The organism is Paenibacillus antri (assembly GCF_005765165.1).
Lineage (GTDB): Bacteria > Bacillota > Bacilli > Paenibacillales > YIM-B00363 > Paenibacillus_AE > Paenibacillus_AE antri.
The window spans coordinates 173917-192454 of sequence record NZ_VCIW01000008.1 but is presented as its reverse complement, the minus strand read 5'-3'; the positions used below and the strand labels follow the sequence as shown (position 1 = coordinate 192454).

At 59.1% G+C, this 18538-nt stretch carries 17 protein-coding genes; 12 read left to right on the top strand and 5 right to left on the bottom strand.

The window, feature by feature from the left end:
- Nucleotides 1-150: 150 nt before the first annotated feature.
- Nucleotides 151-1437, top strand: coding sequence for a class II aldolase/adducin family protein (locus FE782_RS14325; protein ID WP_138194898.1), 1287 nt, complete (start codon nt 151-153; stop codon nt 1435-1437).
- A 134-nt stretch (nt 1438-1571) separates the two neighbouring features.
- Nucleotides 1572-3035, top strand: a complete 1464-nt coding sequence (locus FE782_RS14320) for a PAS domain S-box protein (RefSeq protein ID WP_138194897.1) — start codon at nt 1572-1574, stop codon at nt 3033-3035.
- A gap of 11 nt (nt 3036-3046) precedes the next feature.
- Here FE782_RS14320 and FE782_RS14315 read toward each other — a convergent pair whose 3' ends face one another.
- Nucleotides 3047-3253, bottom strand: a complete 207-nt coding sequence (locus tag FE782_RS14315; RefSeq protein ID WP_138194896.1) for a hypothetical protein — start codon at nt 3251-3253, stop codon at nt 3047-3049.
- Between the two features lie 283 nt (nt 3254-3536).
- Here FE782_RS14315 and FE782_RS14310 point away from each other — a divergent pair, with 283 nt between their 5' ends.
- Together FE782_RS14310 and FE782_RS14305 are read left to right on the top strand one after the other, a co-directional pair.
- Nucleotides 3537-5030 (top strand): alpha-N-arabinofuranosidase, encoded by a 1494-nt coding sequence (locus FE782_RS14310; RefSeq protein WP_138194895.1) that lies wholly within the window; start codon nt 3537-3539, stop codon nt 5028-5030.
- A gap of 53 nt (nt 5031-5083) precedes the next feature.
- Nucleotides 5084-5317 (top strand): DUF6171 family protein, encoded by a 234-nt coding sequence (locus FE782_RS14305; RefSeq protein WP_238392489.1) that lies wholly within the window; start codon nt 5084-5086, stop codon nt 5315-5317.
- 4 nt (nt 5318-5321) lie between these two features.
- On the opposite strand, the gene FE782_RS14300 is transcribed toward FE782_RS14305, so the two are convergent.
- On the bottom strand, nt 5322-6233 hold the full coding sequence (locus FE782_RS14300) for an ArsR/SmtB family transcription factor (RefSeq protein WP_138194893.1): 912 nt from the start codon (nt 6231-6233) through the stop codon (nt 5322-5324).
- A gap of 233 nt (nt 6234-6466) precedes the next feature.
- Here FE782_RS14300 and FE782_RS14295 point away from each other — a divergent pair, with 233 nt between their 5' ends.
- Entirely contained in the window at nt 6467-7054 is a 588-nt protein-coding gene (locus FE782_RS14295) for a hypothetical protein (RefSeq protein ID WP_138194892.1), read from the top strand.
- A gap of 72 nt (nt 7055-7126) precedes the next feature.
- Here the strand turns inward: FE782_RS14295 and FE782_RS14290 are convergent, their stop codons facing one another.
- Nucleotides 7127-8368 carry an alpha/beta hydrolase family protein gene (locus FE782_RS14290; RefSeq protein WP_138194891.1) on the bottom strand — a complete coding sequence of 414 codons (1242 nt, stop codon included), beginning with the start codon at nt 8366-8368 and terminating at the stop codon, nt 7127-7129.
- A gap of 208 nt (nt 8369-8576) precedes the next feature.
- Between FE782_RS14290 and FE782_RS14285 the strand changes: the two genes are divergently transcribed.
- The 4 genes from FE782_RS14285 (at nt 8577) to FE782_RS14270 (ending at nt 12015) form a co-directional block, all read left to right on the top strand.
- On the top strand, nt 8577-8984 hold the full coding sequence (locus FE782_RS14285) for a hypothetical protein (RefSeq protein ID WP_138194890.1): 408 nt from the start codon (nt 8577-8579) through the stop codon (nt 8982-8984).
- A 202-nt stretch (nt 8985-9186) separates the two neighbouring features.
- Complete coding sequence (locus FE782_RS14280; RefSeq protein ID WP_138194889.1) at nt 9187-10380, top strand: glycine C-acetyltransferase; 1194 nt, start codon at nt 9187-9189, stop codon at nt 10378-10380.
- An 18-nt stretch (nt 10381-10398) separates the two neighbouring features.
- The gene (locus tag FE782_RS14275; RefSeq protein WP_138194888.1) at nt 10399-11370 is read left to right on the top strand and encodes an NAD-dependent epimerase/dehydratase family protein; all 972 of its coding nucleotides are present in this window, start codon (nt 10399-10401) and stop codon (nt 11368-11370) included.
- A 75-nt stretch (nt 11371-11445) separates the two neighbouring features.
- Nucleotides 11446-12015: a helix-turn-helix domain-containing protein gene (locus FE782_RS14270; RefSeq protein ID WP_138194887.1), complete on the top strand. Its 570-nt coding sequence runs from the start codon at nt 11446-11448 to the stop codon at nt 12013-12015.
- Here FE782_RS14270 and FE782_RS14265 read toward each other — a convergent pair.
- Together FE782_RS14265 and FE782_RS14260 are read right to left on the bottom strand one after the other, a co-directional pair.
- Nucleotides 12012-13268 carry an ATP-binding protein gene (locus tag FE782_RS14265; protein ID WP_138194886.1) on the bottom strand — a complete coding sequence of 419 codons (1257 nt, stop codon included), beginning with the start codon at nt 13266-13268 and terminating at the stop codon, nt 12012-12014. The genes FE782_RS14270 and FE782_RS14265 overlap by 4 nt on opposite strands.
- A 42-nt stretch (nt 13269-13310) precedes the next feature.
- Entirely contained in the window at nt 13311-14105 is a 795-nt protein-coding gene (locus FE782_RS14260) for a helix-turn-helix transcriptional regulator (RefSeq protein WP_138194885.1), read from the bottom strand.
- 254 nt (nt 14106-14359) lie between these two features.
- On the opposite strand from FE782_RS14260, the gene FE782_RS14255 reads away from it, so the two are divergent.
- The 3 genes from FE782_RS14255 (at nt 14360) to FE782_RS14245 (ending at nt 18344) form a co-directional block, all read left to right on the top strand.
- Nucleotides 14360-16636, top strand: a complete 2277-nt coding sequence (locus tag FE782_RS14255) for a helix-turn-helix domain-containing protein (protein WP_138194884.1) — start codon at nt 14360-14362, stop codon at nt 16634-16636.
- Between the two features lie 191 nt (nt 16637-16827).
- Entirely contained in the window at nt 16828-17970 is a 1143-nt protein-coding gene (locus FE782_RS14250) for an amidohydrolase family protein (protein WP_138194883.1), read from the top strand.
- The gene (locus tag FE782_RS14245) at nt 17967-18344 is read left to right on the top strand and encodes a Rieske (2Fe-2S) protein (RefSeq protein WP_138194882.1); all 378 of its coding nucleotides are present in this window, start codon (nt 17967-17969) and stop codon (nt 18342-18344) included. Before FE782_RS14250 ends, FE782_RS14245 begins: the two co-directional genes overlap by 4 nt.
- The last annotated feature ends 194 nt before the right edge of the window (nt 18345-18538 follow it).

Genomic DNA, 18538 nt, shown 5'->3' with positions numbered 1-18538 from the left:
CTTGGGCGCTTGCAAGGAAATCGTATAGAACTAGCTCCATCGGCCTCGGCTCTTTGTGTGATCATTGTCTCCCTGTTCGATCGGTCGATTCGCTATAATACAGATAAGCAAAGACAAACAAAAATAATCGGGCGAATCGAGGAGAAGAAAATGAAGATCGAATTCATGCACCCGGCGGATCAGCTGTTGCTGTTCATCCAACGCATCTATCGGTACGGCATGACGACGACGTCCGGCGGCAACCTGTCGGTGAAGGATCGCAACGGGGACATCTGGATTACGCCGGCCGGCGTCGATAAGGGCGCGCTGACGCGGGACGACATGGTATGCGTGAAAGCGGACGGCACGGTCGAGGGCATCCATAGACCTTCCAGCGAATTCCCGTTCCATCGGCTGATTTACGAAGCCCGCGACGACCTGGCGGCCATCGTTCATGCACACCCGCCGGCGTTAGTATCGTTCAGCATCGTTCGGCGCATTCCGGATACGAGGCTGCTCCCCAACGAACGGCAAATTTGCGGAAGGATCGGAATGGCGCCCTATGCGCTTCCCGGCAGCGAGGAGCTCGGAAGGAACATCGCGGCGGTGTTCGCGGAGGGGATCGACACGGTCATGCTGGAAAATCACGGCGTCGTGGTCGGCTCGACCGACCTGTTCCAGGCGTTCCGCATGTTCGAGACGCTCGACTTCTGCGCCCGCCTGGAAATCGAGGCTCGCCGCCTCGGAACGCCGGCGCCGCTGACCGACGAGGACTTCGACATCGTCCGAAGCGAGGGGCAGCCCCGGCTTCCTACGTTCGCGCCCGCGTTCGTCTCTTCCGAAGAGAGGAAAGCGCGGCAGGACATGTGCGGGCTCATTCGCCGGGCATACGACCAGGGATTGTTCACCAGCACCCAGGGCACCTTCTCTCAACGCCTGGAAGGCAATGGTTTCCTAATTACACCTTTCGGCAAAGACCGGAAGTATATGGAGCCCGAAGATTTCGTTGCCGTCCAGGACGGGAGGGTGGAGGAAGGGAAAATCCCGAGCAAGTCGTTGCTGCTGCACGAGGCGATCTACCGCCTTCAGCCCCATGTCGGCTCCATCGTCATCGCGCACCCGCCGAATATTATGGCGTTCGCCGTCACCGACGCGCCCTTCGATTCCCGTACGATCCCGGAAAGCTATATCTTGCTTCGCGGCGCGCCGAAGCTGGCTTTCGACGCGGTCTATCGCGATCCTGAGGCGACGGCGTCCCGCATGACGAAGGATACCCCGATCGCCATCGTGCGAAACAATTGCGTTATCGTTACCGGCCAAGGACTGCTCAGCGCGTTCGACCGTCTGGAAGTGGCGGAGTACAGCGCCAAATCGATCCTTGCGGCGAAAGCGCTCGGCGATATCGTCCACATCGATGAGGGCCGGATCCGGGAGCTGGAAGTCGCTTTCAACTTATAGATTTTCATAGAGAGGTTCTCGGCCGCGGTCGGGAGCCTCTTTTTCTAGATTTTTAGATTGACAACCGACCGCGCAGGTAATATATACATGGGTAGGGTAAGCTTGGAACGAGGACGCGACTGCGGGGGAACTCCATGGATAGAAGAGAGAAGAGGCCGGGCAAGAAGCGGGCGTCCGGCGGGGAGATCGGGTTCACGAACGAACAGTATAAGCAGCTCGTCGAATTTTCCCCGGAACCGATTCTGGTGTACAGCAACGAAATCGTGGTGTACACGAATGCTGCCGGAGCCGAGATGATCGGAGCCCCGAACGCGGAAGCGGCGATCGGGAGACGACTCGCGGATTTCCTCTGGTCGCCGGACGTCGGACCGTCGATCATGGAACCGGGCGGTCCAACGTTCGAATACGGAAAGCCTACGGACATTATGGAGAAAAAGTGGGTTCGCCGCGACGGAAGAGTCGTCACCGCGGAGGTTCGAGCCGTGCCGATCCAGTATAAAGGCGAGCCGGCCGTTCAATTGTTGTGCAGGGACATTACGGAGCGGAAGAAGGCGGAGGTATCGCTCCGGGAGAGCGAACTGCGCTACCGCCAGCTGCTGAAGTCGGTTCCGGAGGCGATCTTCGTCCACAGCGAAGGCATCATCGTCTACGCGAACGATGCGGGGATCCGATTGCTTCGGGCCCAGGGCCCGGAGCAAGTGGTCGGCAGATCGATACTCGACTTTATCCATCCGGATTTCCACCTGCAGACGAGCGATCGGTTTATCGCGGCGGGGCAATCGAGCGGCGGGTTGGAGTTGGTCACTCTGTCGTTCATTCGGTGCGACGGAGACGTGTTCGAGGGGGAAGCTTCGAGCGGGGAAACCTTTTCCTTATTGGACCGCAAGGTGTACCAAACGACGATTCGAGACATAACGGAGCGAATTCGGAGGGAGCAGTCTTTACGGAAGTCCGAGAAGCTGTCGGTCATCGGACAGATGGCGGCCGGCGTCGCTCATGAAATCCGAAATCCGTTGACCGCTCTCATCGGCTTCAATCAGCTGTTAAGGGAAAAGTTCGACGGCAATCAAGCCTACTGCGCGATCATGGAGACGGAGCTGAAGCGAATCAACTACATCGTCAACGAGTTCATGCAGCTGGCGAAGCCCGTCCCCTCGGAGTACAGGCGGCATCGGCTGGAGACGTTGTTCGACGCCTTGTTCCCGCTCGTGCAATCCCACGCCGCGTTGAACGACGTGACGCTTCATCTCGAATGCGACGGCGACATTCCCGAAATTCGGTGCGACGACAATCAGTTGAAGCAGGTGTTCTTGAACGTGATGAAGAATGCGATCGAGGCGATGCCGAACGGCGGGAATTTGCGTGTCGCCGCCGGGAAGGAAGCGGGGCATGTTACGATTCGCTTCGCGGACGAAGGCCCGGGCATCGACGAGGAAGCGCTGGGGAAGCTGGGAGACCCGTTCTATACGACCAAGGAGCACGGGACGGGTCTGGGGCTCATGATCTGCCATAAAATCGTTCAGGAGCACGGGGGCGAAATGAAATTCGAAAGCAAGGTAGGAAACGGAACGGTCGTCACGATCCGTCTCCCCCGTTGAGCATGGTACGATTAGCCGGCGTTGAATTGGATTCCCTGCGTCGGACACATGACGTTACGAATTCCCTCCTTCGCGGCTTCCGCGTTACCCTGGAAGAGGATGCCTCGGGATGCGAGTTCCTTGCAGACGGCCGAAAAAAACTCTTCGCGAAACGGTCGTTCCCCCTTGGCGATGTAATGGTAGGCGTCCAACAACGCTTGGTTCGATAGCTTTTGCACGACAACCATCCTTTCCCATAGAATACAATCATCATACTGAGGATTTGATAGAAGTGACAAGGAAGAAAAACCCCGAAGGTTCGACATCGTGTCGAATCGGCTCGGGTTCCGTCAGAAGCAGCCTTCGTTCGGCAGTCCGCCGAAGAAGGCTGTTTCCTTTTGCTGCATGATCCGATTACGGATTGCGAAGTCTACAATTGTCTATTAATATAGAAGATGAATTAATGGTTTATGAAGACGATTAATATCAGTGTTAATTCTTTGGGAGAGGGGAATGATCGCAATGACCAATCAAGTCGTGATCCACGCGGATCGGCCGAGAGGCGTGATCGACCGCAATATTTACGGCCACTTCTCGGAGCATCTCGGGCGCTGTATCTACGAAGGGCTGTGGGTCGGGGAGGACTCGCCCATCCCGAATACGAACGGGATTCGCAACGACGTCCTGGACGCGCTGCGGCGGATGAAGATTCCCGTCCTGCGTTGGCCGGGCGGCTGCTTCGCCGACGAATATCATTGGAAGGACGGCATCGGGCCGCGGGAGCAGCGCAAGCGCATGATCAATACCCACTGGGGCGGCGTCGTCGAAAACAATCATTTCGGCACGCACGAGTTCATGATGCTGTGCGAGCTGCTCGGCTGCGAGCCGTACATTAACGGCAACGTCGGGAGCGGAACGGTGCAGGAGATGTCCGAATGGGTGGAGTACTTGACGTTCGACGGCGTGTCGCCGATGGCGGAGCTGCGGAAGACGAACGGCAGGGAGGCGCCGTGGAAGGTGAAATACTTCGGCGTCGGCAACGAAAACTGGGGCTGCGGCGGCAATATGCGGCCGGAATATTACGCGGACTTGTACCGTCAATTCCAGACGTACGTCCGGAATTACGGCGATAACCGCATTCATAAGATCGCGTGCGGTCCGAGCGAGGGCGACTATCATTGGATGGAGACGCTGATGAAGCAGGCGGGCCGGTTCATGGATTCGATCACGCTGCACTACTACACCCTCCCGGGCACCTGGGCGGAGAAGGGGCCGGCGACCGGCTTTAGCGAAGAAGAATGGAGCGTCACCTTGAAGAAGGCGATGCACATGGAGGAATTGATCTCGAGACATTCGGCGATCATGGATCAATACGATCCGGACAAGCGAATCGGTCTGATCGTGGACGAATGGGGCACGTGGTACGACGTGGAGCCGGGCACGAATCCGGGCTTCCTGTATCAGCAAAATACGATCCGCGACGCGCTCGTGGCGGGCATGACACTGCACATCTTCCATCGGCACTGCGACCGCGTTCGGATGGCGAACATCGCGCAGCTGGTGAACGTCCTGCAGGCGGTCGTCTTGACGGAAGGCGAGAAGATGCTGCTGACGCCGACCTATCACGTCTTCGAGATGTTCAAGGTGCATCATGACGCGGAGCTGCTGGATACGCACGAGAGGATCGGGACGATCGGAGGCGGCGCGAACGAACTGCCTCACGTCTCCGTTTCCGCTTCGCGCGACGCGGAGGGGCGCATTCATGTGAGCCTGTGCAATCTGGATCATCAGGCGGGCGCGAGCGTCCGCATCGAACTGCGGGGCTTGGCGGAAGGGAACGTAAGCGCGAGCGGCAAGACGCTGACCGCGGACCGAATCGACGGGCATAATACGTTCGATTCGCCGGAGCGAGTGGCGCCGAAGCCGTTCGCCGATTTCACGATCGAAGGGAACGCGCTCGCGGCGACCGTGCCCCCGATGTCCGTTACGGTACTGGAGCTGATCGCCGACCGATGAGGGCGGGGAATGAGGCGGATCGAGACTGCAAAGGGTGCCGGAGCGACTTTCGCGTGACCGAGGAGAGGATCGATAAGATCCTCTCCTCGCCGATGTTTCGGCCCGGGAGCGTCTACTGCGTGCCGGATGCGGTTTACGAGGAACGTCTGGCGCGCTGCCGCGCTTGTCCGAAGCTGATCGACGGACATACGTGCGTCGCGTGCGGCTGCTTGGTCCGAATTACGGCGAAGCTGAAGGAGAAGCGCTGCCCGCTGCCGGGCGGGGCCGAGTGGGAGACGTACGCTTAGAGGCTTACATCGATCGATAATACGTGCGGAAGACGATGTCCTGATTGTAGTTGCCGAATCCGGCTCCGTACAGCGTCAGTCCGCCGACGTGCGCGGCATCTTCCTTCACTTCCAGACGGAGCGTCCACTGATTGCGCTGCACGGCCAAGTCGTGCAGCCCGACCGCGGACATGCGCTGCCCGTCCAGGTAGGTGCCGTCTTCTCGAATCTGGATGAGCTTGAGAAAGCCGTATTGATTGACTTGGTCCGTCCACCATGCCGGCGTCAACGCGCCTCGGCCTTCGCCGGAGTCGCCCGGGCTCGTCCATACGCCGAGCTCCTTCTGGTTGAGAGAGAAGGTGATGTCCGACGGCCAATCCCGGTTGACGCCGGGCGCCTCCGACCCGATCTCCAGCGAAATCTCGATTTCTTCGAGCTGCTGCGAGGAGAGCAGGAAGTTCGGCAGCCGATACTCCACGAATCCGCGGCCGAACCATAGAATGCTTGCCTGCACGCGCTCGGGATCGAGGAAGAAGCGCGGGTCGTCGAATTGGCCGATCATTTTGCTGGTCGTCGCGAGTCCGCAGGTCGGATACACTTCGTGATCGTTGTAATGGCCGACGGGAACGACGACTTCGTGGAACGTTCTCGTTTCCTGCCGGACGTGCGGGAACAGGACTTCGACGCCGGGCACGGCGAGAGCGTTCATCTTGTGCGTGCCGCCGTCCTTGCGCACCATCGCGGAGGTGACGATGCCGGCCGCCTGCAGCTTCTTGACGTGCATCGAGACGATCGCGCCGCTAAGGCCCAATCGCTCCGCGAGATCCTTGTTATTCATCGATTGCTCGGACAGCATGCGAATGATATGCAGCCGGACGTCGCTGGCCAACGCGTCGTAAAGCGGGAGCCACTGCGGGTCCGCGGAAGCTTTGATCAAGAGAATCCTCTCCTTCGAGAGATTTTGATCTTATTGTAGAGGATTGGGTTAATGAAAATCAAATGTATTTAATTGACGTATTAATTCAATGAGCGCCGCCGCTCCCCGCCGAATTCGATTCGACAGGGACTGGCGGCGTTCTTTCGCGTTGAAGAGCGCAACTTTCCAGTCATTGGAATCGTATAGGAGACGAATCGACGATTCGAGAAGTGCGCGACAGGAGGGGGATAGCCATGAAGGATAAAATAAAACCCTACGCAAGTGTCCTTCTTTTAGTAGTTATAGGGGCAGTCGCCTGGTCCTCGGGGCTACTCGGCTTATGGACGGATGGGATGGCTTATATTGTTAACAACGCGGAAAAATTCACGGATAAAACGGGTCATCTTATCGAAGGCGAGTATTCGATGGAAGTTGATTTGTCCGATATTGAAAGTAATCTCGGTAAAGAGATCTATAATGACGGAGACCATCGCATATACGTCTCGTGGCTCCAAACGACGCAAAACGGCGGATACGATATCGGTTTTAGATCAAGCGGCAAGTATGCTTTATCGGGAGCTACGCTCGTTTCAGGAGCGTACCACGAGACGATTAACGATCATTCCTTCACAACGTCGACGCAAGCTAAGATGGTTGTCGAGTACGACGGTAACCTGTCCAATGCCCAATCCTCTGGTCAGTGCGGGATCAACTACAAGGATGGCGACTGTTTTTCATTCGCTTTCTTCTTAAGTGACGAACGGACTGAAGGTAACAGTGAAGAGGGCGTAGCCAAGCTTACGATTACTGACCTTTATAAAAATGTTTGGAGAAAAAAGTAGAGGAAGAACGAGCCTGCAGGGCAGCTTCGGGATAACCCGAGCCGCCCTGTGCACGTTCAAGCACGCAATTCGCTATTGCACGATCGCGGCGTCGAATAACGTGGGGCTTTTGCCTCGGAGGTGCTTATCTAGGAAAGACAAAAGAAGGCTGTTCGCGAGCTCGTAAAAATCATTCGGGTTCTTCCCGTTATCAAAGAAGGGGGTGCCGTCTTGGTAATAGGGCTTCAACACGGGATGATCGGTAAAGCTCAGATGATCGAAGTGCGTCGTGCCGGCGATCGTAATATCGTAAGCGTCTCCTTCGACCGCCTTCTCGTACCTGACGGCGTATTCCTTGAATTGGTCTGCGATGACCCGGGGATCCATGCCCGGCGGCGTCGGCGGCAGTTCGTTTTCCCCGGACAAGTCCTTCGCATGGGCCTCGGTTTTCAGAAACGCGAACGGCTTGGTCATGGCTCCGCTCTCCGTCGACAGACCGACGAAGGAGCCGTCCATGTTTACGGCCGCCTTGATCTTCGGTTCGACCTGAAGCGCCCGCGCCGACGTCGCTCCTCCGAAGGAGTGGCCGATCGCCGCGATTTTAGCGAGATCCAGCTTGTTTTTTAAATTCAGCTTGTTTTCCGTTCGGTTCAGCACCGCCAGCTTCCGGACGACGAACTGCAAGTCCTTCACCCAGACTTGGTTGATGTAGTCGTCCATCGCCTTGAAATCGGGGACGAGGCTCGGGGATAGCGGGACGAATCGACCGTCTTTGAATTCGGTTCCGAAGTTCATGTACGTATGATCTATGCTGAAGACGATATAGCCGTGGCTGGCCAACTCGCGAGTAATCGATTGGTATTCCCATCTGGCGCGGCCTAATCCGTGCGAAAACAGGACGATCGGATACTTGGATTCCTCGTCCGACAACAAGGCGTCCTTATACGTCCCCGTGTCCACCTCGTTGACGGCGGAGAATTGCGGGCCCATGCCGAGGCTTGCCGCCACGCTTTCGATTCCGTTCGCGGGGGAGGGGATGTAGGTTTCCTTTTCAAAGCCCTCTACGCTGTCGATCGGATACCATACCTGAACCATCAGCTCCCTGTGATCGTCGGGAACAAGCGTGAACGATTCCTTCCTCGACAAGTCTACCCAATCGAAATTGGTAGTTCCGACTTGATAATCGCCGGTGGTGTCGGGTAAGGCGACCGCGTGGGCGGCCGACACCTTCTTGATTTCTGTCGTCGCCGGGTCGCCGGCGGCTTCCGCAGGGATGGCGAGCCCGCTCGAAACAATGGCAACCGCCGCCGTCAAACCGACTGCTAGTTTTTTCATACGCGTTTCCTCCACGATTTATATGTTTAGCGTCCGATCCTTCGGACAGGAGCGCCTGAAGTTCAGCATAAAACAGAGGCCTCTTCCTCGGCGCGCAAACAATGACCCGTTCCACGCAATTTTTTGCGCGTTCTCCGCAAGTCTGCACATAGAATAATTCCCCAAAATTTGAGGAAAGGTAGCCGAAACGCCTTTGGGGAGGGCATTTATGGGGATCTTTTCTTTCGTCAGACCTCCTAGAAAATATGAGCATTACGTAGACCGAGCGAGTTTTTATGAATTGCTTTCTCTAAGAAATAAAGCGATCGAAACGATGAAAGAAGCAGTAAAACAACCCTTCGCCAAAAAAGAAATCGCGAGCGGGTTGATTTATTTAGGAATGATGCACGAAAAGAAAAATGAAATGAGCGAGGCGTCGGATTATTACCACCAAGCATTGGAGGTAACGGCCGAAGAAGAGTTTAAGTATCACAAACACTTCAAGCAGATGATCGAAGCCTTTATCAAAAATGGGGATGAACAAAGAGCTCAAATTTGGTTAGACAACTTACTTGTACGGCAAACGTACGATAAAAGGTTTGCTAAATTATCTGCTTTAAAGAAGCATTATAGATAAACATGACGACACCCATAAAACCGCGGCAGTCTTGGACTTTATTTTCCTGTCCTTGGCTGCTGCGGTTTCGTTTAATTTTACGTACAATTTCCGAAATGTCGTTACAACATAGCATATTTTTGTGTATTATAGTGTACATAGACAATAACGCATTTTTTTCCGTGATCGCGCACATCAGAACTATTAATCTGGGGGAATATCCATGACGAGTCGAACGTTCGCCGCTTTCCTGCAACGCAGTCTGGAAGAGCTGAAAGAGCAAGGCCTGTACAACACCATCGAACCGCTCGAGGGACCGAACGGCCCGACGATCGCGATCCGCGGCCGCGAGCTCGTCAATTTGTCGTCGAACAATTATTTGGGTCTCGCGACCGACGAGCGGCTCGTAGAGGCGGCCGTTCGAGCCGCGCGGACGTGGGGCGCCGGAAGCGGGGCGGTGCGCACGATCAACGGCACGCTTCGGCTGCACGAGGAGCTGGAGGAGAAGCTCGCCGCGTTCAAGGGAACGGAGGCGGCCGTCAGCTTTCCGTCCGGCTTCGCCTGCAATATGGCGGCGATCTCGGCCGTCATGGGCCCCGGCGACGCGATTCTGTCGGATGAGCTGAACCATGCGTCCATCATCGACGGCATCCGGCTGACGAAGTCGACGACGATTCGATATCGGCATTCCGACATGGACGATCTTCGGGCGAAGGCGCGCGAGGCGCGGGACTCCGGCAAGTACGAGAAGATCATGGTCGTCACGGACGGGGTGTTCTCGATGGACGGCGATGTCGCGAAGCTCCCCGACATCGTCGACATCGCGGATGCGCACGATCTGATCGTGTACGTGGACGACGCGCACGGCTCGGGCGTGCTCGGCGGAGGGGCGGGCACGGCGAAGCATTTCGGCTTGTCCGACAAGATCGACCTGCAGATCGGCACGCTGTCGAAGGCGGTCGGCGTCGTCGGCGGATACGTCGCGGGCTCGCGCGAGCTCGTCGACTGGCTGAAGGCGCGCAGCCGGCCGTTCCTGTTCTCGACCGCGCTGCCGCCGGCCGCCGTCGGCGCTTCGATCGCGGCGATCGAGCTGCTTCAGGAAAGCCGGGAGCTTCAGGAGCGGCTGTGGCGCAACGCGGCATACTTGCAGCAGGGGCTTCGGGAGCTCGGATTTTCCGTCGGCGCTACGGAGACGCCGATTACGCCGTGCATGATCGGGAACGAGGAGACGACCCAGCTCTTCAGTAGAAGGCTGTATGAAGAAGGCGTCTACGCGAAGGCGATCGTCTTCCCTACCGTACCTCGAGGGACCGGCCGCGTGCGGAATATGCCGTCCGCCGCGCATACGACGGAGTTGCTCGACGCGGCGTTGGCGGCGTACGCGAAGGTCGGTCGGGAGCTGCGTTTGATTCCGTAACCGGAAGGGGGACTCGCGATGAGACGAATCATGATTACCGGCGCCTTGGGCCAGCTCGGGCAGGAGCTGACGCCGCGGCTGCGCGAGCTGTACGGGGACGAAGCCGTCCTTGCGACGGACATCCGGACGGACGGGAGCCGGGCCGCGCTCGGCGGGCCGTTCCGCACGCTCGACGCGACGGAGGACGGCGCGATCTACGAGGCGGCCGCCGCGCACCGGGCGGATACGATCATACATCTGGCGGCGCTCTTGTCCGCGACGGCGGAGGCGCGACCGCTGTTCGCCTGGCAGCTCAACATGGGGAGCCTCCTCCAAGCGCTGGAGGCGGCGAGGGCGCTCGGCTGCGGATTGTTCTGCCCGAGCTCGATCGCGGCGTTCGGACCGGGCGCCCCGAAGCTCGGCACGCCGCAGGATACGCTGCAGCGGCCGACGACGATGTACGGCGTGAGCAAGGCGGCGGGGGAGCTGCTCTGCGATTACTACGCGTTTAAGTACGGCGTCGACGCGAGAGGGCTGCGGTTCCCGGGGCTCGTCTCCCATACGGCGCCGCCCGGGGGAGGGACGACCGACTATGCCGTCGAGATGTACGCGGAAGCCGTGCGCGCCGGCAAATACGAGTGTTATCTGCGCGCGGGCACCTTCCTCGACATGATGTATATGCCGGATGCGGTTCAAGCGATCGTCGCGCTGATGGAAGCCGACGCGGCGAAGCTGAAGCATCGGAACGCCTTCAACGTCACGGCGATGAGCGTCGACCCGGAGCGTATCGCGGCGAGCATTCGAAGGCGTATCCCCGGCTTCGAGCTAACGTACCGGATCGACCCGCTTCGCCAATCGATCGCCGACGGGTGGCCGAGCGCGCTGGATGCGACGGCCGCCGCCCTGGAGTGGGGGTTCCGTCCGGCATACGACCTGGACCGGATGACCGACGAGATGCTCGAGCGGCTGTACGAGAAGCTCGGCCCGAACTGCGCGAAGCTCAGCGGCTAAGGATTTATGGTATGATACGGAGGATACCGAAACTACCGAAACTACGGCGATACGAAGAAAGGTGCAGCGAACGGAATGGAACCGATACACAAGAAGGTAGGCAGAAACCTGCAGGCGATTCGGAAATCGCGGGGACTGAGCCTGGATAACGTCGCCGAGCTGACGGGCGTCAGCAAGGCGATGCTCGGCCAGATCGAGCGGGGAGACTCGAACCCGACGATCTCGGTGTTATGGCGCATCGTCGGCGGACTCGGCATCTCCTTCACGACGTTGATCGAAGAAGCCGACGCGAGCGTGACGGTGGTGTCGCCGGACGAGGTCGAGCCGTTCGTCGAGGAGGATGGCGCCTACCGGGCGTATCCGCTGTTCTCCTACAACCTGCGGACGAAGTTCGAGTCGTATTTGGTCATGCTGGATCCCGGAAGCGAGCATGGCGCCGAGCCCCATAACGAGGGGGTCGAGGAGTACATTTTCGTGCATAAGGGCGTACTGGAATTGCGAATCGGGGACGAGGTCTACCTAGCGCCGGCGGGCAGCTCCGTTCGGTTCTCCGCGAACCGGCCGCACCGGTACGTCAATCCGGGCGCGGAGACGGCGCAGTTTTATACGGTCATCTTCTACGCGGACGCCGCGGCTCGAGGCTAATCGGCTTCGACGAGCGGCAGCCGGATGTGGAACGCGGTGCCTTCGTCCGGCTTGCTGACGACGCGCAGCTCTCCGTTCATCGAATCGATGATTTTCATCGCGACCATCATGCCGAGACCGGTGCCCTGATCGCCCTTCGTCGTGAAATACGGCTCCCCGAGACGCGCCAGCTGCTCTTCCGTCATCCCCTTGCCGTTATCGACGATGGACAGCCGCAATCCGTCGGGTTGCCGGAAGGTTTCGATCCGCAGCTTGCCTCGCGTCGGCATCGCCTCGATGCAATTTTTCAAGAGATTGACCAAGCAATGCTGAAGCGTCTTCTCCTCGCCCTTCACGAAATAATCGTCCACCCGCTTGTCGATCTCCACCGAGTTCATGTTGGCGAGCGGCATCAACAGCTGCAGCGAGCGGTCGATTTCTTCCTTGATGTTCAGAATTTCGATCTTGCCGGCGGTCGGCTTCGCGAACAGCAGGTAGCTTTGGATAATGTCGTTCGCCCGGTCGATCTCGTCGAGCGAAATGCGCAAATACTCTTCCTTCTGCTCCTCCGACAGGTTCTTCCTTAACAGTAACTGCAAGAAGCCTCTCACCGCCGTCAGCGGATTCCGAACCTCGTGCGAGACGGAGGCGGCCAGATGGCTGACGACCTCCATCTTCTCCGACTTCATGACTTGTTTGTGAATGAGTACGAAATCATGGAACAGCTCGTAGAAATAAATAAGCAGCGCCGTGACGGTTAACGTGACGGCGACGTATCCCAGTACGAATCCTATGGAAAAGGTCGCCCCGAACAGCAACGTAGAATTCAGCAGCGCGAGCAATCCGGCGAACAGCGAGACGGCGCTGCCGACGACGATTTTCTTCCGCTTCCCCGCTTGCGAATACGTCTTCCGCACCGCCAGCAGCACAATCAGAACGACCGACACGACTAACGACGTCGCGAGCGCGCCGGATCCCCCGACGAGCAGGAAGCGGGACAGCACGGTGGCGCCGGCGAGGAAGAAAATCGAAGAGGCGCTCCCGTACAGCCCGCCGAGCGTCAACGCCACCAACCGCAAATCGAAGATGTACCCTTCCATAATTTCCACCGGGAATATAATGCAGAGGATGATGGCGAGCGCGGTGGACAAGCTGTACACCCAATGCTTCTGCTTATCGATCCGGTATACGTTTAATTCCAACAGGATCGGAATGAACAGCAGAAACACGATTAAGAATAGAACGTTCAGCAATAACTGTTCCAGAAGATCCAAGGTATGCCTCCAGTGCTTCAGTGCTCTATGTTTCGCTTGGCGTTAAATCCAATGGTTGTGTCGGAACGCGGACGGGTTGACGCCGATCTTGTCCGTGAACGCTCGGCAGAAGTACGAGCCGCTCTCGTATCCGCAGCGGTAGGCGATCGACTCCAGCGTGTCGTTCGTCTCGACGAGCAGCCGCTTCGCCTCGTCGAGACGGACTTTCGTTACGTAAGCGGCGGGCGTCGTGCCGTAGACGGATTGAAATCTTCGGGTGAGCCGCGACGGATGGAGCCCGATGCGCTCGGCCACGTCTTGCAGCTTCAAGTCTCCGCTAAGCGCCTCCCGCTGGATGAGATCCATCGCCCGCTGCATGAGCGGATCGATCGGTCGCCGCGCCGCGTCGGTCTGCATCGACTCCAGCTCGCACAGCAGCAGCAGGTCGGCGAAGAGCCGGTCGCGGGCGGAGCGGGCCTCGGGCGAGTCCGCGAAGCGGCTGCGCTGCAGCTTCTTGAGGTACGAGAAGGTGGATTGCAGCCGGTTCGTATCCCGGATCTTCACATGCACCTCCGGGAGCAGCGGGGGCCGAGCGTCGTCCGGATCGGGCGTAAGCTCGAACTGAATATGATGGAAGCTGACGGCCGACAGGGCGCGGCGCTTGAAGTTGACGCCCGTCGGGCAGAACACCAGGTCGCCGAACGCGGCGACGCCCGTCCGGTCGCCGATTTCGTATTCGAAGCTGCCCGACTCCATCGATAGCAACGCGTTGTATTTGCTGATCTGCTCCGACATCATGAAGCCGGGCTGCGGTCCGGCGAAGATGCAGTGATGCACGCGCACGCGGTCGGCGATCACGAGGCGCCCTCCCTCCGAAGACTGGATTCTTCCTCATGCTACGTCCCCTCGCAAGCGTTGTCAACGAAAAAGCGACGAAACCTCCCACGCAAGAAAGTGAAAATTTCGGCGCGAAAAGTGCATTTCGTTCCCCCGGCTCTTTCTTGTAGTCTAGAGGTAAAACATGGTTGCGTCCTGCGCACCCCCGCAGCAATAAGGACAAAAAACGGAAAGCGGGCCGCAACAGGTCCCGCATACTCCGCGGATCGGTTATAATGGGGACACCGGCGCCGCATGGCGGCCGGTTGATCAAGGGGGCGATCGGGTTGAAGCATCATGGTTATTACCGGAAGCTGCTCGTTTCTTACTTGCCCATCTTCTTTTCCGCGTTCACCGTGTTGGTCATCGCGTTGCTGCTAGGCTCGATGTACTTGTCCCGGGAAGCGATCAAGCGGGAGAGCCTCGTCATGGCGAAGTTCGTCAACGCCGCGATGGACCGGGAACTGAAGGCGCTCGAGGATGTGCTGCATACGGATCTCCTCGACAAGTCGCGATTCATCGTGCTGACCCGGCTCAACCCGACGCATAACTCATATTACAGCACCTACGAGCTGTCCGTCATGCTGCGGGATTTCAAGGTCGCGTACCCGCTGATCGACTCTATCTACATCTATCGCTTCTCCGACCGATCGGTGCAGTCGATGAACGTCACGTCGACGTTCGAGCGGTTCGGGGACCGGGAGTTTATCCGCCGGGCGCTCGAGGCGGACAATATCGACGCGACGACCTGGACCGGCGTTCGGGACTACCGGGAATTCGACAAGCAGCAGCCGGAGCGGGTCGTTACGCTGACGCGGACGATCCCGGTGTTCCGGGAAGCCGGGGGCCTTATCGTCATGAACGTGAAACAGAGCGATCTGCTGCGCTTGGCGCAGCGGCTGTCCGACCCGAACAGCACGTACCTCGCGATGTCGGACGCCGAAGGCAACCCGATGCTCTCGTCCGGGCCGGAAGGCGTGAAGATCGACGCAAGTTCCCGTTCGGAGTACAGCGGTTATACGATTCGACTCGGTTATCGGGAAGGCGTCGTCTCGGGCATTCTGGACACGTTGGTCGTCCTATATATTGTAATCGGTTTCATCGTCATCGTCATCGGCATGCTCTGGATGATTTACGCCACGAGGAAAAATTACCGCCCGATCCAAGCGATCGTCGCCAAGCTCGATCATCTCGTCTCCGACGCGAAGCTGCCCGCCGGGGCGAAGGGGGCCAAGGACGAATTCGGCTTCGTGGAGCAGGTGCTCGAGAAGATGATCGAGCAGTCGACCGAGTTCGAGCAGCGGCACAAGGAGCTGGCTTCGTTCAAGCGGCGGCTGTTGTTCGCGGAGCTGCGAGAGGGCGGCTTCGCCGGCTCGGAGGAGGAGGCGCGGGAGCAGCTGGCCGCGCACGGCTGGCATGCGGACGCCGGAGGGTACTTGACGGCGGTCGCGGAGCTGGACGATCCCGAGCGGTTCGCCGCGCGCTTTAGCGACCGCGACCAATCGCTGCTGAAATTCGCGTTGTATAACGTCTTGGTCGAATCCGCTTCGGCCCGGCGCCGGCCGGCGCCGTGGGCCGACTGGGCGGCGGCGCATCAGATCGCGTTGCTGTACCCGGCGAACGGCGGGTCGGCGCCGTCGCCGGAGGAGGTCGAGGCGGGCCTTCGGGAAGCGTTGGCCTGGATCGAAGGTCACCTGAAGATTACGGCGACGATCGGGGTCGGCGCCGCCGTGACGAAGGCGAAGGCGATCTGCGATTCGTTCGGCGAGGCGCGCCGCATGCTGAAATACAAGCATGCCTTGGGCGGGAACCGCGTCATCGGCTACGGAGCGCTCGACCGTGCGGACCGCTCCAGCCATATGGGGTTGATCGCTACGGCGCGGGATCTCGCCGAAGCGTTCCGGCTCGCCGCGCCCGGCTGGCGGGAATCGCTCGACGGCTGGTTCGACGACATTCGAAAGCTCTTGGTGCCGGAGGATCGGGTCGAGCTGCTGCTGCATTGCTTGCTGTACCATGTCCGCCGGGAGGTCGCCCAGCTGTCCGACGAGTTCGCCGCGGTCTGGAACGAGGAGTTCGACGAAGCGCTCGAACGCCGGCTGCGGGAGCCGAAGCTCGCGGCGGATCGAGGCGAGTCGATCCGCGCGCTGCTCAAGGCCGCGGGCGAGCGATTCGCCGACCTGCGGGAGGCGAACGGCCGAGCGGCGGTGCTCGGCGAGGTGCGCGCGTATATCGACCGGCATTACGCGGACCCGAATCTGTCGCTCGCGATGCTGAGCGACAAGTTCGAGATGAACAGCAAGACGCTGAGCCGCTCGTTCAAGGAGCAATTCGGGGAAAACTTCGTCGATTATTTGATGCGGCGGCGCATCGCGGAAGCGAAGCTGCTGCTGCTCGAATCCGGCGCGCCGATCCAAGACATCTCGCGGGAGGTCGGCTATGCCAACGCGTTGTCCTTCACCCGGGCGTTCAAGCGGATGGAGGGCGTGACGCCGGTAGCGCTGCGGAAGGCGTAAGCGTGCGGAGGAACGATACGGAACGGCTGTGAAGGGAGACGGAGCGCCGCGTTCGGGCGCCTGTCTCCTTTCGTTCGTTCCGAGCTGCTCGATGCGCAAAAATGTGAAAGAAGTGAATTGAATTGTGTATTCACTCGCACCTTTTTCCGCTGTACCATTAACGTATCGTTATATTCGAAGGAGGTCAAAAAATGGAAAGCGTTGCAGCGACGCAGGAAACCCCGAGAAGAGGCAGGAAGCGGCTGTCGATCATCGATTGCGACATTCATATGCCTACGGCGAGAGATGAGGTACTCTCCTACTTGCCGCGCCATTACCGCGAACAAATCGACACGTTCGGCATGCGGCTCCCGACGCAAGGGGCGATGTATTTGAACGGGGCGAAAGGGGGCATCATGCAAGACCAAAGCTTCCCGCAGGACGGGAAGGCTTCGAGCCTGCTGGCTTATTTCCAAACCGAGCATCTGGACAAATACAACATCGAACACGCCATTCTGACCGGTCTCGGCGACTACGCGATTCAGACGACGCCGGACGCGGATTACGCGGCGGCGCTGTGCACGGCCTACAACAATTACGGCATCGACCATTACCTCGCGAACGACCCGCGCATCAAGAGCTCGGTCATGATCCCGAAGCAGGACCCGCTGCTCGCGGCGAAGGAGATCGACCGGGTCGGTTCCCATCCGCAAATCGTGCAAGTCATCTCGTCCAACGGCGCGGAGAAGCCTTACGGTCATCGGTTTTATTATCCGATCTACGAAGCGTGCGTCCGGCATAATCTGCCGTTCGCCGTGCACGTCAGCATGGAGGGCATCGGCATCAACAACCCGCCGACCGGCGCCGGCCACGTCAATCACTATATCGAATACCGGATGGCGCGCACGCAAATCATGATGGCGCATCTGGCGAGCATGATCTTCGAGGGCGTGTTCGACCGGTTCCCGACGCTGCAATTCGTTATGATCGAAGCGGGCATGCTGTGGATCGCGCCGTATATTTGGCGGATGGACCAGGATTGGAAGGCGCTTCGCAGCCAGACGCCGTGGGTGAAGGAGCCGCCGAGCGAATACGTGCGCAAGCATGTGAAATTCACGTCGCAGCCGATCGAGCTGCCGCCGGACGAATCGCTCTTCCTGCCGCTCATGAAGTCGATGTTCGCGGAGACGAACCTGCTCTTCGCCAGCGACTATCCGCACTGGGACTTCGACAACCCGTTCAAGTCGTTCCCGAAGATGGACGACGGAATGTGGGACCGGATCTTCTACCGGAACGCCGCCGAGCTGTACGGCTTGCCGGCGCGGAGGAGCGAAACGGAGGGAGCGTCGGCATGACGAAGTACCTCGTAGGGAAGGTCGGCGACATCCCGCCCGGCGGGAAAAAAATCGTGGACGCGGGAAGTCGCAGCGTCGGCGTCTACAACGTGCAGGGCCGGTATTACGCGCTGCGAAACTTATGCCCGCACCAAGGGGCGGCGCTGTGCACGGGCGTGACGACCGCCTTCGTCACGTCGTCCGGTCCGGGCGACTTCGCGTACGAGTGCGAAGGCGAAATCGTTCGCTGTCCGTGGCATCAGTGGGAATTCGACGTGAAGACCGGCCAGATGGTCGTCGATCCCGCGACGCGGACGATTGCCTACGAGGTCTCGGTAGAGAAGTACGACGTGTCGGTGGACGACGAAGAGTATATCTACGTGCATATTCGATAGCGTTGGATGAGAGGCTGTCCCTTCGAGGGCAGCCTCTTTGCATTGCGGGCGGGGCGGCGCGGCCCGGCGCGGCGCGAGAATCGTGCAGGGAACGAGAATCGTGTAGGGTGCGGGAGGAGCCGGCGGCGAAGCGACGTCGAAGAAAATTGTAGGCACCGCGGAATCTTGAAGGTTGTTCGCCGGCGAAGAGTGCG

What these genes read in the sequence shown, in the direction of transcription:
- FE782_RS14325 (WP_138194898.1), top strand. Translation starts at nt 151, where the DNA reads ATGAAGATCGAATTCATGCACCCGGCGGATCAGCTGTTGCTGTTCATC.
- FE782_RS14320 (WP_138194897.1), top strand. Translation starts at nt 1,572, where the DNA reads ATGGATAGAAGAGAGAAGAGGCCGGGCAAGAAGCGGGCGTCCGGCGGG.
- FE782_RS14310 (WP_138194895.1), top strand. Translation starts at nt 3,537, where the DNA reads ATGACCAATCAAGTCGTGATCCACGCGGATCGGCCGAGAGGCGTGATC.
- FE782_RS14295 (WP_138194892.1), top strand. Translation starts at nt 6,467, where the DNA reads ATGAAGGATAAAATAAAACCCTACGCAAGTGTCCTTCTTTTAGTAGTT.
- FE782_RS14290 (WP_138194891.1), bottom strand. Translation starts at nt 8,368, where the DNA reads ATGAAAAAACTAGCAGTCGGTTTGACGGCGGCGGTTGCCATTGTTTCG.
- FE782_RS14285 (WP_138194890.1), top strand. Translation starts at nt 8,577, where the DNA reads ATGGGGATCTTTTCTTTCGTCAGACCTCCTAGAAAATATGAGCATTAC.
- FE782_RS14280 (WP_138194889.1), top strand. Translation starts at nt 9,187, where the DNA reads ATGACGAGTCGAACGTTCGCCGCTTTCCTGCAACGCAGTCTGGAAGAG.
- FE782_RS14275 (WP_138194888.1), top strand. Translation starts at nt 10,399, where the DNA reads ATGAGACGAATCATGATTACCGGCGCCTTGGGCCAGCTCGGGCAGGAG.
- FE782_RS14270 (WP_138194887.1), top strand. Translation starts at nt 11,446, where the DNA reads ATGGAACCGATACACAAGAAGGTAGGCAGAAACCTGCAGGCGATTCGG.
- FE782_RS14255 (WP_138194884.1), top strand. Translation starts at nt 14,360, where the DNA reads ATGGGGACACCGGCGCCGCATGGCGGCCGGTTGATCAAGGGGGCGATC.
- FE782_RS14250 (WP_138194883.1), top strand. Translation starts at nt 16,828, where the DNA reads ATGGAAAGCGTTGCAGCGACGCAGGAAACCCCGAGAAGAGGCAGGAAG.
- FE782_RS14245 (WP_138194882.1), top strand. Translation starts at nt 17,967, where the DNA reads ATGACGAAGTACCTCGTAGGGAAGGTCGGCGACATCCCGCCCGGCGGG.